Annotated in this window: 14 protein-coding genes; 8 read left to right on the top strand and 6 right to left on the bottom strand. The window is 69.9% G+C overall.

The genetic code is table 11. The annotated features are described in order from the left end of the window. Nucleotides 1-60: 60 nt before the first annotated feature. Nucleotides 61-612, bottom strand: coding sequence for a peptide deformylase (locus SACMADRAFT_RS23545; RefSeq protein ID WP_009156364.1), 552 nt, complete (start codon nucleotides 610-612; stop codon nucleotides 61-63). A 131-nt stretch (nucleotides 613-743) separates the two neighbouring features. Between SACMADRAFT_RS23545 and SACMADRAFT_RS23540 the strand changes: the two genes are divergently transcribed. Both SACMADRAFT_RS23540 and SACMADRAFT_RS23535 read left to right on the top strand, forming a co-directional pair. Then, complete coding sequence (locus SACMADRAFT_RS23540) at nucleotides 744-1058, top strand: DUF3263 domain-containing protein (RefSeq protein ID WP_009156363.1); 315 nt, start codon at nucleotides 744-746, stop codon at nucleotides 1056-1058. Continuing rightward, on the top strand, nucleotides 1055-1672 hold the full coding sequence (locus tag SACMADRAFT_RS23535) for a LytR C-terminal domain-containing protein (protein ID WP_009156362.1): 618 nt from the start codon (nucleotides 1055-1057) through the stop codon (nucleotides 1670-1672). Before SACMADRAFT_RS23540 ends, SACMADRAFT_RS23535 begins: the two co-directional genes overlap by 4 nt. Nucleotides 1673-1844: 172 nt before the next feature. Here the strand turns inward: SACMADRAFT_RS23535 and SACMADRAFT_RS23530 are convergent, their stop codons facing one another. From SACMADRAFT_RS23530 to moeA, 5 genes are all read right to left on the bottom strand, one after another. Then, nucleotides 1845-4079: an AAA family ATPase gene (locus SACMADRAFT_RS23530; protein WP_009156361.1), complete on the bottom strand. Its 2235-nt coding sequence runs from the start codon at nucleotides 4077-4079 to the stop codon at nucleotides 1845-1847. A 90-nt stretch (nucleotides 4080-4169) separates the two neighbouring features. Continuing rightward, nucleotides 4170-5147 carry a CDP-diacylglycerol--serine O-phosphatidyltransferase gene (pssA, locus tag SACMADRAFT_RS23525; RefSeq protein ID WP_009156360.1) on the bottom strand — a complete coding sequence of 326 codons (978 nt, stop codon included), beginning with the start codon at nucleotides 5145-5147 and terminating at the stop codon, nucleotides 4170-4172. An 11-nt stretch (nucleotides 5148-5158) separates the two neighbouring features. Continuing rightward, nucleotides 5159-5848 carry a phosphatidylserine decarboxylase gene (locus tag SACMADRAFT_RS23520; RefSeq protein WP_009156359.1) on the bottom strand — a complete coding sequence of 230 codons (690 nt, stop codon included), beginning with the start codon at nucleotides 5846-5848 and terminating at the stop codon, nucleotides 5159-5161. Between the two features lie 140 nt (nucleotides 5849-5988). After that, on the bottom strand, nucleotides 5989-6249 hold the full coding sequence (locus SACMADRAFT_RS23515; RefSeq protein WP_009156358.1) for a GlsB/YeaQ/YmgE family stress response membrane protein: 261 nt from the start codon (nucleotides 6247-6249) through the stop codon (nucleotides 5989-5991). Nucleotides 6250-6260: 11 nt separating this feature from the next. Then, nucleotides 6261-7475: a molybdopterin molybdotransferase MoeA gene (gene moeA / locus SACMADRAFT_RS23510; protein ID WP_009156357.1), complete on the bottom strand. Its 1215-nt coding sequence runs from the start codon at nucleotides 7473-7475 to the stop codon at nucleotides 6261-6263. Between the two features lie 68 nt (nucleotides 7476-7543). Here moeA and SACMADRAFT_RS23505 point away from each other — a divergent pair, with 68 nt between their 5' ends. The 6 genes from SACMADRAFT_RS23505 to SACMADRAFT_RS23480 all read left to right on the top strand — a co-directional run bounded on the left by SACMADRAFT_RS23505 (nucleotide 7544) and on the right by SACMADRAFT_RS23480 (nucleotide 13376). After that, entirely contained in the window at nucleotides 7544-8221 is a 678-nt protein-coding gene (locus SACMADRAFT_RS23505; RefSeq protein ID WP_009156356.1) for a TIGR00266 family protein, read from the top strand. A gap of 6 nt (nucleotides 8222-8227) precedes the next feature. After that, on the top strand, nucleotides 8228-8821 hold the full coding sequence (locus tag SACMADRAFT_RS23500; protein ID WP_009156355.1) for an AIM24 family protein: 594 nt from the start codon (nucleotides 8228-8230) through the stop codon (nucleotides 8819-8821). A 142-nt stretch (nucleotides 8822-8963) separates the two neighbouring features. Then, nucleotides 8964-9170: a cold-shock protein gene (locus SACMADRAFT_RS23495; protein ID WP_040926752.1), complete on the top strand. Its 207-nt coding sequence runs from the start codon at nucleotides 8964-8966 to the stop codon at nucleotides 9168-9170. Nucleotides 9171-9245: 75 nt separating this feature from the next. Then, the gene (locus tag SACMADRAFT_RS23490) at nucleotides 9246-10715 is read left to right on the top strand and encodes a serine/threonine-protein kinase (RefSeq protein WP_009156353.1); all 1470 of its coding nucleotides are present in this window, start codon (nucleotides 9246-9248) and stop codon (nucleotides 10713-10715) included. A gap of 200 nt (nucleotides 10716-10915) precedes the next feature. Further along, complete coding sequence (gene groL / locus SACMADRAFT_RS23485) at nucleotides 10916-12547, top strand: chaperonin GroEL (protein WP_009156352.1); 1632 nt, start codon at nucleotides 10916-10918, stop codon at nucleotides 12545-12547. A gap of 256 nt (nucleotides 12548-12803) precedes the next feature. Further along, entirely contained in the window at nucleotides 12804-13376 is a 573-nt protein-coding gene (locus SACMADRAFT_RS23480) for a type 1 glutamine amidotransferase domain-containing protein (RefSeq protein WP_009156351.1), read from the top strand. Nucleotides 13377-13381 lie beyond the last annotated feature (5 nt).

The raw sequence follows: 13381 nt of genomic DNA, 5'->3' as shown, positions 1-13381 counted from the left end.
CGTAACGGCGTCGGGAGGCCGGTGTTCGCCCTGGGCTTAGCGGGCGACCATGTTCGGGCTTCAGCCCTCGGGCAGCCAGCTGTTGCCGGGAACGCCCCAGTTGTTCGCCTTGAGCATCTTCTTCGCGGCGCGGGCGTGGCGTCCGACCAGCCGGTCGAGGTAGAGGTAGCCGTCGAGGTGATCGGTCTCGTGCTGCAGGCAACGTGCGAAGTAGCCGGTACCCGCTACCTCGATCGGCCTACCCTCGATGTCGTAGCCGGTGACCTTGGCCCAATCGGCGCGACCCGTCGGGAACGACTCGCCGGGTACCGAGAGGCAGCCCTCCCAGTCGTCGTCGGGATCGGGCATCGTCTCGGGAATCTGCGAGGTCTCCAGCCTCGGGTTGACGACGACGCCCTTGTGCCGGACCCCCTCGTCGTCAGGGCAGTCGTAGACGAACAGTCGCAGGTCGACGCCGATCTGGTTGGCGGCGAGACCGACCCCTTCAGCGGCGTACATCGTCTCGAACATGTCGTCGACGAGCGTGGCGAGCTCGCCGTCGAACTTGTCCACCTCGCGGGTGGGCGTGTGCAGGACGGGGTCGCCCGCGATACGGATGGCGTGCACGGTCACGACTCGTAAGCCTACCGAGATCCCATACCCGGACGCGCCGGGCGGCCTACCCGGGGCTGTCGGCCCCCCGTGGTCTAATGGCGCTGCGGTACGACAACCGCGTAATTCGCCCCGGAATCGCGAGGAGTCAGATGGACGCCGCGGAGTCGATGGCCTCGGCAGGCCAGCCGCCCCCGCCCGCCCGACCCGCTGACGGGCTCTCGCAACGGGAGCAGGACGTGCTCGCCTTCGAGCGCCAATGGTGGCGGTACGCGGGTGCCAAGGAGCAGGCCATCCGACAGGCGTTCGGAATGTCGCCCACCCGCTACTACCAGATCTTGAATCGGCTCATCGACAAGCAGGAAGCCATGCGTGCGGACCCGATGCTGGTGAAGCGGCTCAGGAAGCTGCGTGCCGCCAGGCAGCGCAACCGCGCGGCACGGCGGTTGGGGATTGAACTGCCATGAGCATCTTCGACGGGTTGTCCCGGCCGGTACGGGCTGCCGGTCTCGGCCTGCTCGCTGTCGCGGTGGTCGCCGCCGTCATCGGTGGGGTGACACTCGTGGTCGGCGATGACGACCCGGGCGAAACCGCGGGGGAAGCCACCTCGCAGGCGCAGCCGACGCCCACAGGTGCGTCGCCGGACTCGCCGAGCCAGTCACCGGCCCCTTCCTCGGAAGGTGAGTCGACCGGCAAGCCGTCCGCACCCGCCACGTCCAGTTCGCCGACCGCCGCGCCGCCCGGTGGTGGCGACAAGGGTGGCGACGACGAGGCCTCCACCCGCGACATCCCCGTTCGGGTCTACAACAACAGCACCGTCCACGGTCTTGCTTCCCGCGCGGGCGACGACCTGCGGTCGGCGGGCTGGAAGGTCGTCGAGACCGGCAACTACTCGGGCGGCATCATCCCGACCACCACGGTGTACTACCGCGAAGGTACCGACGAGAAGGCTGCCGCGACCGTGCTGGCCAGCCAGTTCGGTATCAGGGCGGAGCCGCGGTTCCGTGGGATCGCGGACTCGTCGCCGGGGCTGATCGTCATCGTGACCAGGGACTACGACGGCGCGGCCAACGTCAAGTAGGCCCCACCCGCGCGGTGACTGCGCCGGTCCGGATGCCAAGACCGGCCGGTTCGCGTCCGAGCTTCCCCAACGCGGAACTCGCGGGCAGGAGTGCAGGACTCGCGGACAAGAACGCAGGACTCGCGGGCAGGAGTGCAGGACTCGCGGACGAGAGTGCAGGACTCGCGGGGCTTCAGCGGCGGGTACTGGCGTACGCCTCCAGCGTGGCCAGTTGCTGCGGGTCCAGTGAAGGGCGCACCGCGTCCCTCGCCTTCGCCAGGTGCGCGGCCGACACCTCCGCCGCTTCCAGCGACTCCCGCATGGCGGTCAGCGCCGCCTCCCGGATCAGTGCGGCGCAGTCGGCGGCGGAGTAGCCGTCCAAGGTGGAGGCAAGCTGGCCGAGATCCACGTCCGGGGCAAGCGGGGTGTTCCTGGCGCTCGCCCGCAGGATGGCCGCGCGCGCGGCAGCGTCCGGGGGCGGCACGTACACCAGGCGCTCCAACCTGCCCGGCCGTAGCAGCGCCGGGTCGACCAGTTCCGGGCGGTTCGTCGCCCCGAGCACGACGACGTCGCGTACCGGCTCCACCCCGTCCAATTCGGTCAGCAACGCCGCCACAACCCGATCGGCGACACCGGAGTCCGCGGACTGCCCCCTGCGGGGCGCGAGCGCGTCCACTTCGTCCAGAAAGATCAGTGACGGCGCCGCCTCGGCAGCTCTGCGGAACAGTTCCCGCACCGCACGCTCCGACTCGCCGACCCACTTGTCCATCAGTTCCGCGCCCTTGACCGCGAACACGTTCAACGCGCCGGTGCCAGCGAGGGCACGCACCAGGAAAGTCTTCCCGTTACCGGGTGGTCCGTAGATCAGCACGCCTCGCGGGGGTGCGACACCGAGTCGCGCGAACGAGTCGGGATAGCGAAGCGGCCACAGCACGGTCTCGGTCAGCGACTGCTTGACCTCCGCCATGTCCCCCACATCGTCGAGCGACAACCCTCCGGTGGCCAGGGTGTCCGATGAGGACATCGAGATGGGCCGGACCGATTCGAGCGCGTCGAGCAGGTCCTGCTGGCGGATACGAGGGTCGGACTCACCGTCGCGGTGCCGCAGCGCGGCTCGCAGGGCGGCGTCGCGCCGTAGGGCCACCAGGTCGGCGGCCACGAACCCGGGCGCCTTCTCCGCGACCGCACCCAGGTCGATACCAGGCTCGACGGGGGTGTCGCGCAGCAGGATCCGCAGCAGTTCGGTGCGCGTCCCGGTGTCGGGCAACGCGAGTGTCAGTTCGCGGTCGAGCAGGTCCAGCGACCGCAGCCGGGGGTCCACCGACTCCGGGTGTGCGCTCGTGGCCACCACCGCGAGGCCGGGACGTCCCAGCGCCGCTCGCAACTCCTCCAGCAGCACCGTGGCGACCGGCGGCGGCTGACTCGCGGGCAGTGCCGCGTCGATGTCGGTGATCAGCAGCAAGGCGGCGGGCTCGGCGGCCTCTGCTCGCCGCACGGCTTCGGTGAGCCGGTCGGCCGCGGCGTGGGGCTCCAGCACGGCAAGCGTCGGTGCCGCCAGCGTCACGACCGTGACGTCCTCGGCACGCGCGACCGCGCGGACGAGCGTGGCCTTTCCCACCCCTTCCGGTCCGGACAGCAGCACGCCGAGCCGCTGCGAGGTGCCGAGCCTGGCCAGCAGGTCGGGACGGTGGAAGGCCAGGTCGAGCCACTCGCGAAGGCGCCGCGCCGCTTCCCGTGCCCCGGCGAGGTCGGCCAGTGGCGGTGGCTGCTCGGCCGCGTCCTGCTGCGCTCCCACCGCCGTGGGTGTCGCTTCGGCCCGTGCGGCGGGCGGCTGCGTGGCCGGGTCGGCCCCGTCGTCCCGCGTCACCTCGTCCCGCCAGCTGACCACTGTGGACTGCCCGACGGCCACGGGACCAGCGGGGTCGGTGCCGGTGACGGTGAGCAGTTCGCTGGTCCAGGTGGCGCCGATGGCCCGGGAAAGTTGACCGCGCACGGCGGAGGTGTCAGCGCCTGGCGGCGGGGCGAGGTCCTGCGGCAGCAGCGACACCGCGTCGCCGACGGTGAGGACCTTGCCGATGAGCGCCAACCGCAGCGTGTGCCCGCTCAGCGACAGCCTGGCCAGCCGGGAACCGGACACGGTGACCGAGCGGGCAGCCGCCACCTCACACGGTGCGACGACCACCTCCGCGCCCTCCGTGACACCGAGGTTCGCCATGGTGACGTCGTCCAGCAGCGCCACGCCCGGAGAACCGCCGTCGTGCGAGGGGGCGGCGAGCGCGGCGCTGATCCTGGCGCCGGTCAGCCGCACCGCGTCCCAGGCGCGCAGCCCCAGCGCGTCGAGCACCTCTCGATGCAGCCGGACGACCCCGCGTCTGGAGTCGAGTGCGGAGGGGGTGTGGCGGACGGTGAGCGTCAGCTGCGCGGTCACACCCCCACTCTATGACCCGGCGCCACGGCAGGGCTCGCTCGACAGCCGCAGCGTGCCCGCGAGTGGTCTGCCTGTTGCCTTATTTCGGGGTCAGTCGCTTCGGCGCAGGCCGATTCGCCGCCAGTTCCTGCGCCTGGGCCCCCTGGTGCTCACGCGGGACGGCGGCGCGGTGACCTCCGGCGGGTACACCCTTGGCACGTGCTGGGCAGCGCGCGGCCGCAGCACGGCCCGCCTTGCCGCGCCAGCCACCCGGCGGAACTGCGGCCTGCGAAGGCCGAGTCTGCGCTGGCTTCGCGCGCGTCTGATGGCCCTGCGTTCCCTCGGCGGCACGTCCCACGCCTCGGGGTGCTTGGCCAGCCAGCGATACCGGCGCAACGAGTACGGGATGTGCACCAGGTACAGCAGCAGCGCGGCGATGAGCGCGATCAGCGGGTACTGGATGATCGCCGCGGCCACCAGGCCCACGCCGACCAGCAGCGGCGCGACGGCCTTGGCAGGGGCACGCAGCTTCTTCAGCGACAGCGTGGGGATGCGGCTGATCAGCAGGCCCGCCACCGCGACGGTCCACAGCCACACCGCCGCCTGCGAGGACCACCAGCCTTCGCCGAACTGCAGCGTGACGATCACCGGCAGCAGCGCGAGCAGCCCGCCTGCCGGAGCAGGCACGCCGACGAAGAACTCGTTCGCGTACGGCGGCTGCTCGGCGTCGTCGAGCAGTGTGTTGAACCGGGCGAGCCGCAGCACCATGCACACCGCGAAGATGAGCGCGGCGACCCAGCCGAGTCTGCCCGCTTCGGCCAGCCAGATGTAGAGCACGAGCGCGGGTGCGACGCCGAAGGAGATGGCGTCGGAGAGCGAGTCCAGTTCCGCGCCCATCTTGGAGGTGGCGTCGAGCAGCCGCGCGATTCTGCCGTCGAGGCTGTCCAGCACCGCCGCGACCCCGATGGCGCCGATCGCCAGCACATGCTGGCCGACGAGCGCGAACTGGACGGCGGAAAGGCCCGCGCAGAGCGCGAGCACGGTGATCGCGTTCGGCAGCAACCGGACGCCGGGGGTGGTCCGGGCCATGGATCAGTCCTTCAGGCTCCTAGCTCGGCGAGTGGGGTCTCGCCACCGATGGTGCGCTGGCCCTTGCTGACCAGCACCCGGCTGCCGGGCGGAAGGTAGGTGTCCACCCGTGAGCCGAACCGGATGAGGCCGTAGGTCGAACCGGCCTCGACCCGGTCGCCCTCACCGACCTGGCAGAGGATACGCCGTGCCACAAGACCCGCGATCTGCACGACGACGAGCTCGTGCCCGTCGTCGGTACGCAGCAGCAGCGAGTTGCGCTCGTTGTCCTCGCTGGCCTTGTCGAGGTCCGCGGAGACGAACTTGCCCGGCCGGTAGGCGACGCGCTCGACCTTGCCGGAAGCGGGAGCGCGCTGGACATGCACGTCGAACACCGAAAGGAACACGCTCACCCGCGTCCGCGGTAGTTCGGGCAGGCCGAGTTCCGGCGGCGGGCTCGCCTTCTCGATCAGCGAGACGACACCGTCGGCGGCGGCGATCGCCAGCCCGTCGCGCTGCGGCGGCACCCGCTTCGGTTCGCGGAAGAACGCGGCGGTGGCGAGGGTGCCGAGCCCGGCGAGCACGCCGAGCGGACGGGAGTAGCGGCGCAGCACGAGGGTCGCGGCGGCAGCCCCGAGTACGAACGGCCGCCCCGCCGGGTGCATGGGCGGGAGGGTTTCGCGGGCAAGCCGCACGGCATGGCCGAGCGAGTTGGAGCTCATTTCGATGATTGTCCCCCATTTGGACGGGCCGGGTGGCGTCCGCCCCCCGACGCCGTACGCCACCCGGCCACGGATGGCCGATCCTAACCGCGGCGGCCAGCGTCGATAACCCCGTGTGCGCAAAACGTTACGAGGTGTTGCTAGCGTCGTGTCGCCAGGCGCAGCACGGCGAGCAGCAGCACCGCACCGAGAACGGCGACGCCGAAGCTGGCGAAATCGAAGCCGAAGGTCTTCTCCTCGCCGGTTGTCGCGCGGTACAGCAGGCCACCGAGTGCGGCCCCCACGACGCCAACGAGCACGCTCAGCAGGCAGCCCTGTGGGCGGCGCTGCTTCCCGCCGACGATGAGGTTGGCGGCCCAGCCCGCCAGTGCACCGAAGACGATCCACGAGAAAAAGCCCATAACGGGCGAGCCTAGAACAGCAACACGTCGACCTCGGCGTCGCGCTCGACCTCGGTGACGTCCTCCTCGATCACGATGAGGCAGTTGGCCTGTGTGAACGCGGCAAGCAGGTGCGAACCCGGCCCGCCACGTGGGCCAACGACTCCGGTCACCTGGCCTTGCGCGTGGGTGTAGTAGCCGCGGCGGAACTGACGTTTGCCCTTCGGCGAGCGAAGTGTCTCGGTGAGCCGTGCCCGCACCCGCTGCCGTTCGACGTCGGTGTGCCCGAGGGAGGTCAGCAGTGCGGGCCGCAGGAACGCCTCGAACGACACGAGCACGCTCACCGGGTTGCCGGGCAGCGTCACGACAGGAACGCCGTTCCAGCGCCCGCAGCCCTGCGGGCCACCTGGCTGCATCGCGACCTTCGCGAAGCTGACACCCACATCGGCCAGGCTGTCCTTGACAACCTCGTAGGCGCCCGCGCTGACTCCACCCGAGGTGACGAGTAGGTCCGCCTGCGCGAGCTTGGGTTCGACACTCGCGCGGAACTGCTCGACGTCGTCGGCGACGCTGCGGACCGACTCCACCTGGCAGCCCAGCGCGCGCAGTGCGGCGACCAGCATGACGCTGTTGGACTCGTAGATCTGGCCGTGCCGAAGCGGGTTCGGCGGCAGCACCAACTCGGTGCCCGTCGAGACAACGAGCACCCTGGGCGGTGCGTGTACGGGCAGCCGGTCGAGTCCGACGGCCGATGCCAGCCCCAGTTGCGCGGGTCCGAGCACGATTCCGCTGGCCAGTGCGGCGGAACCGCTCGCCACGTCCTCGCCGGTGCGGCGGATGTGGGCACCCGGTTCGGCCGGACCGAACACGCGGACCCGCTCGGCGCCACGGTCGGTGCGTTCCACCACCACGACGCTGTCGGCGCCGGGCGGTACCGGTGCGCCCGTCATGATCCGGTGGGCGGTACCGGGCAGCAGTGCGGGCACGTCGGTGCGTCCGGCAGGGATGTCCTCGGCCACCGGCAGTTCGACGGGCGTCTCCTCGCTCGCGCCCGCGACGTCGACGGCCCGCACGGCGTAGCCGTCCATGGCCGAGTTGTCGAACGGGGGAAGTGAGACGCCCGCTCGCACGTCCTCGGCCAGTACGAGGCCCGCACAGTCGGCAAGGGGCAGTTCCACTGCGGGGCGGGTGCCGAGCAGTTCGGTGACAGTTGCTCGGTGCTCTTCGACGGAGATCACGACGACCATCCTCTCTCGCGTTCGGGCTCGTGCAAGACTCTCCCCGCACAACACAGGCGCGTGTCAGGGGAGGGTCCATGCAGGTTCAGGTGCGGCACCAGCCGTCGTTCGCGGTTGCCAGGTTGCTGCTCGCGCCGGGGGAGCCGGCACAGGTCGAGGCGGGGGCGATGGTGGCGACCAGCTACGGCGTTCACGTGCAGTCGCAGGCGCAGGGCGGTGTGCTGAAGGGTCTCGGCAGGGCGTTGCTGGGTGGCGAGTCGCTGTTCGTGTCCACGTTCACCGCGCCGCAGAACGGCGGCTGGGTGGACATCGCCGCCCACCTGCCCGGTGACCTCCAGACGATCAACCTGGACGGTCGGACCGGGTGGTGCGTCACGCGAGGTTCGTGGCTTGCCTCCGCCTACGGCGTGCAGACCGAGACCAGGTGGGGAGGGTTCGGCCAGCTGTTCGGCGGTGAGGGCGGGTTCCTGACGCACGCCACCGGGCAGGGGCAGCTCGTCGTGGCGTGTTACGGCGCGCTCGACCTGGTGACGCTGCAACAAGGGGAGATGATCACGATCGACTCCGGACACGTCGTGGCCTACGCGGACACGGTGCAGTCGCAGTTGCGAAAGGTCTCCTCCGGGGCCATCCAGTCGCTGAAGAGCGGCGAGGGTTTCGTGTTCGACTTCGCCGGTCCCGGTCAGGTCCTGACTCAGACCCGCAACCCGTCGGCACTGTCGGCCTGGGTGGTGGCGCAAGTGCCGTCCAGGTAGGCGGCGATGCGGGTACACACTCGGCACACACCCAGCTTCGGCGTAGCCAGGATCTCGCTGGCGGCGGGGGAGGCGGTGGAGGCCGACCCCGCCACCCTGGTGGCGAGCAGCTTCGGCGTGACACCGACGAGATCGGGCCGTGGCAGGAGTGCTTCGGTGTTCACGGCACCCGCCGAGGGTGGCTGGCTCGACCTGGCACCTGCCGAGCCCGGCGACGTCCATCCGCTCGAGTTCGACGGCAAGATCGGCTGGTCGGTGGTGCGTGACAGCGTGCTCGCGCGGCCTGCCACCGTGCGCAGGGATCATCCGTGGCCCGCGCTGCAGGCGCTGTTCGGCGGTGACGCCGGTTTCCTGGAGCACTTCAGCGGCACCGGTCTGTTGCTGCTCGCCAGCAGGGGACCGGTGGACTCGTTCACGTTGCGTGCGGGTGAGGTGATCACCGTGGTGCCTCGATTCCTGCTCGCCTATCCGGACACGGTGCAGGTCCGGCTGCGGGCGGTCGACCCGTCCGGCCCGCAGTCCGTGCGCACCGGAGAAGGGCTCGTGCTCGACTTCGCCGGACCTGCCACGTTGCTCGTGCAGGCTCGCGGCCGCGACTGAACCGCGACCCGGACCGCGAATGCGGCCGCCGTTTACCACAAATTGACCATTGCCCACGGCCCTGATTCGGGTAGCGTGATCGACGCTTGGAACGCGGCAGGCGGGACTGCTCGTGTTTGTGGTATGTAGCAAGGAGGACGCCGTGGCTGTCGGCACGGTCAAGTGGTTCAACGCGGAAAAGGGCTACGGGTTCATCGAGTCACCTGACGGCCCGGACGTCTTCGTACATTACTCCGCCATTCAGGCGGACGGTTTCCGGACCCTCGACGAGGGTGACCGGGTGGAATTCGAGATAACGGCGGGACGCGACGGTCGCAGCCAGGCCGCCGACGTTCGCAAGGTCTCCTAGTCCGGGGCGGGAGCGCCCGCACCGAACAGGGCGACTGCTCGTCGTGCGATCGGCGTGGGCGCTAGGCTGCGCTCCGTGACAGGCGATGTGTCGGGGGACCTCACCGGTCGCAGGTTGGGCAACTACCGCATCGACGGTGTGCTCGGCCGCGGCGGCATGAGCGTGATGTACCGGGCCACCGACGTGCGGCTCGGCCGCAAGGTGGCGTTGAAGGTCATCGGTGAGCATCTCGGCGCGGACGCCGAGTTCCGCGAGCGTTTCGTCGACGAGGCGCGCAACACCTCGGCCATCGATCACGCCAACATCGTGCCGCTGTACGACTTCGGCGAGCTCGACGGCATGCTCTACATCGCCATGCGGCTCGTCGACGGCTCCGACCTGGCCAGCCTCATCGGCGGCGAGCCGATGAAGCCGCAGCGGGCCGTCGGTCTGCTCGACCAGGTCGCGGATGCCCTCGACACCCTGCACAACCGCGGCCTGGTGCATCTGGACGTCAAGCCTGCGAACGTGCTGGTGACGAGCAGGGAGTCGGCACGGGAACACGTCTACATCGCCGACTTCGGTCTCACCAGGCGAGGCACGACGGGCCATCGCACCCGTGGCGGCGATTTCCTCGGCTCGCCGACCTATGCGGCGCCGGAGCACCTGCGCGGGGAACCGCTGGACGGCCGCACCGACCAGTACGCGCTGGCCTGCATGCTCTACGCCTGCCTCACCGGGGGCCCACCGTTTCGGGGCGACGTGCAGGCGGTGATCAAGGGGCACCTCGGTGGCGAGCCGCCTTCGGTCTCCCAGGCCGTGCCCGCGCTGCCGCCCGTCGTCGACGACGTCGTCCGCAAGGGTTTGGCGAAGAACGCGGCCGACCGCTACGAAAGCTGTGTCGCTTTGATCTCGGCAGCGCGCGAGGCACTGCAACCGCGCCCGGCGCTGTCGACCACCATGCCGGGCAGGCGGCCGGTCGCCGTCGGGCAACACGGAGAGGGGAAACCCGTGCACACCTACGGGCAGCAGCCGGGGCCGCAACCGGGACCGCAGCCGGGGCAGCAACCGGGACAGCCCGCGCAGCCAGGGCAGCCGGGGCAACCGGGGCCGCAACACGTCCAGCCCGGCTTCGGGCAGCAGCCGGGGCACCCGGCGCCCCCTCCCGGGGGGTTCGCCCAGCCAGGACCGCACCAGCAGTACGGCACGGCGCCCGGCATGCAGCCGCCGGGTATGGGTGGGATGCATCCGCAGGGGCCGCCGCCGGGCTTCGGCGGGCCGCCCGGGTACGGGCCTCCCGGTGGCCCGGGTGGAGGCGGCAAGCGCGGCAAGGCGTGGATCGCGTGGTTGCTCGCGGCCGTGGTCGTGGTGGGCGGCGGCGTCACGGCGCTGCTGCTCCTGCTCGGGGGCGACGAGCAGGGTGGCGACCAGCCCGCGACCACCTCGAGCAGTACCCCGGCGCCTGACATCCCGGTGGGTCCGGGCACCGGCGAACCGACGGCGCAGCAGTCCGGTGACAATCCACCGCCGACCTCGATCCCGGTGGTGCCCGGTTCCGGAGGGTGACCCTCAGCTTGCACTCTCCCCTTGAGAGTGCTAAACACGGAATTGGCACTCGGCACCGTTGAGTGCCAGGCGGCTGGTCGCCGACCGCCGCCTGAAGGTCGGGACGGTGAGGCCACGTTCGGATAAGCCGAACTGGTCGTCCGTCGCGGGCACCGAGCCTGGCCGAGGACGTGTCCTGACTATCGGAGGACCACACCGCAATGGCCAAACTGATTGCGTTCGACGAGGACGCCCGCCGCGGTCTTGAGCGCGGTTTGAACACCCTCGCCGAGGCCGTCAAGGTGACGCTCGGCCCCCGTGGCCGTAACGTCGTGCTCGAGAAGAAGTGGGGCGCGCCGACGATCACCAATGACGGTGTCTCGATCGCGAAGGAAATCGAGCTCGAGGATCCGTGGGAGAAGATCGGCGCGGAACTCGTCAAGGAAGTTGCCAAGAAGACCGACGACGTGGCTGGTGACGGCACCACGACAGCCACTGTGCTGGCTCAGGCCCTTGTCAAGGAAGGGCTGCGCAACGTCGCGGCGGGTGCTGACCCGATCGCGTTGAAGCGCGGTATCGAGCAGGCCGTCGAGGCTGTGACCGAGCAGCTGCACAAGATGGCTCAGGAAGTCGAGACCAAGGAGCAGATCGCTGCCACGGCCTCGATCTCCGCGGCCGACCGCACCATCGGTGAGCTGATCGCCGAGGCGCTGGACAAGGTCGGCAAGGAAGGTGTCGTCACCGTCGAGGAGTCCAACACCTTCGGGCTGGAGCTGGAGCTCACCGAGGGTATGCGCTTCGACAAGGGCTACATCTCCGGCTACTTCGTGACCGACGCGGAGCGCCAGGAAGCTGTCCTGGAGGACCCCTACGTCCTGCTGTTCGGATCGAAGATCTCGAACGTCAAGGACATGCTGCCGGTTCTCGAGAAGGTCATGCAGGCGGGCAAGTCGCTGCTGATCATCGCCGAGGACGTCGAGGGCGAGGCGCTGGCCACCCTGGTCGTCAACAAGATCCGCGGCACGTTCAAGTCCGTGGCCGTGAAGGCTCCTGGCTTCGGCGACCGCCGCAAGGCGATGCTGCAGGACATGGCGATCCTGACCGGTGGCCAGGTGATCAGCGAGGACGTCGGCCTGAAGCTGGAGAACGCCGACATCTCGCTGCTGGGTCGTGCTCGTAAGGTCGTGGTGACCAAGGACGAGACCACGATCGTCGAGGGCGCTGGTGACGCCGACCAGATCCAGGGTCGGGTCAACCAGATCCGCGCGGAGATCGAGAACAGCGACTCCGACTACGACCGGGAGAAGCTGCAGGAGCGGCTGGCGAAGCTGGCCGGTGGTGTCGCGGTCATCAAGGCCGGTGCCGCCACCGAGGTGGAGCTCAAGGAGCGCAAGCACCGCATCGAGGACGCGGTGCGTAACGCCAAGGCCGCCGTGGAGGAGGGCATCGTCGCCGGTGGTGGCGTCGCGCTGCTGCAGGCGTCCAAGGCCGCCTTCGAGAGCCTGAAGCTGACCGGTGACGAGGCGACCGGCGCCAACATCGTCAAGATCGCCGTCGAGGGTCCGCTCAAGCAGATCGCCGTCAACAGCGGTCTCGAGGGTGGCGTCGTGGTGGAGAAGGTCAAGGGCCTTCCGCAGAGCCACGGCCTGAACGCGGCGACCGGCGAGTACGAGGACCTGGTGGCCGCCGGTGTCATCGACCCGGCCAAGGTCACGCGTTCGGCACTGCAGAACGCCGCATCCATCGCGGGCCTGTTCCTGACCACCGAAGCCGTGGTCGCGGACAAGCCGGAGAAGGAGAAGGCCGGTGCGGGCGCCGACCCGACCGGTGGCATGGGCGGCATGGACTTCTGAGTCCTGCTCACCTTCGACCCCCGGGCTCACCGACACACGGTGGCCCGGGGGTCACTTTTTGTCCCGTCACACCGAATGCCCGCCGCTCCGGAATTCCGGTGTGGACGGTCGGTGGCAGCCGATCGCTGCATGCGGTGAGCAAGCGCACACCGAGATCGCCCGCGTGAATTCCCGACCGGGCGCGCACCGCGTTTCGGCTCTGCGACGGCCTGGGTATCCACCGATCGGACCACGAGTCTGAAAGGAGTGATGACGCGTGGCTGACAAACTGACCGGTCGCAGGGTGGCCTTCGTGGCGGCGCCTGAGGGCACCGAGCAGGTGGAACTGACGGAGCCCTGGAAGGCCGTCAAGGAGGCGGGCGGAAACCCCGAGCTGATCTCCATCCAGCCCGGCAGTATCCAGGCATTCAACCATCTCGACAGGGGCGACACCTTCCCCGTCGACAAGGTCGTCACCGAGGCGTCGGTGGACGACTACGACGGGCTCGTGTTGCCCGGTGGTGTGGCCAATCCGGACATTCTGCGCACGAACCCGAATGTTGTGAGGTTCGTCGGCGAGTTCTTCTCGCGGCAAAAGCCCGTGGCGGTGATCTGCCACGGACCGTGGACCCTCATCGAGGCCGACGTGGTTCGCGGGCGCAGGCTCACCTCGTGGCCGAGCCTGCAGACGGACCTGCGTAACGCGGGTGCCGAGTGGGTCGACGAGCAGGTCGTCGTCGACGGCGGGCTGGTCTCCAGCCGCAAGCCGGACGATCTGCCCGCGTTCTGCGACAAGCTGGTGGAGGAGATCTCCGAGGGGGCGCACGCCCGGCAGGCGAGCAGCGTGTAGACCGC

Source organism: Saccharomonospora marina XMU15 (genome assembly GCF_000244955.1).
Classification (GTDB): domain Bacteria; phylum Actinomycetota; class Actinomycetes; order Mycobacteriales; family Pseudonocardiaceae; genus Saccharomonospora_A; species Saccharomonospora_A marina.
The sequence above is the reverse complement of the archived record's forward strand: the minus strand, read 5'-3'. Positions and strand labels throughout refer to the sequence as shown.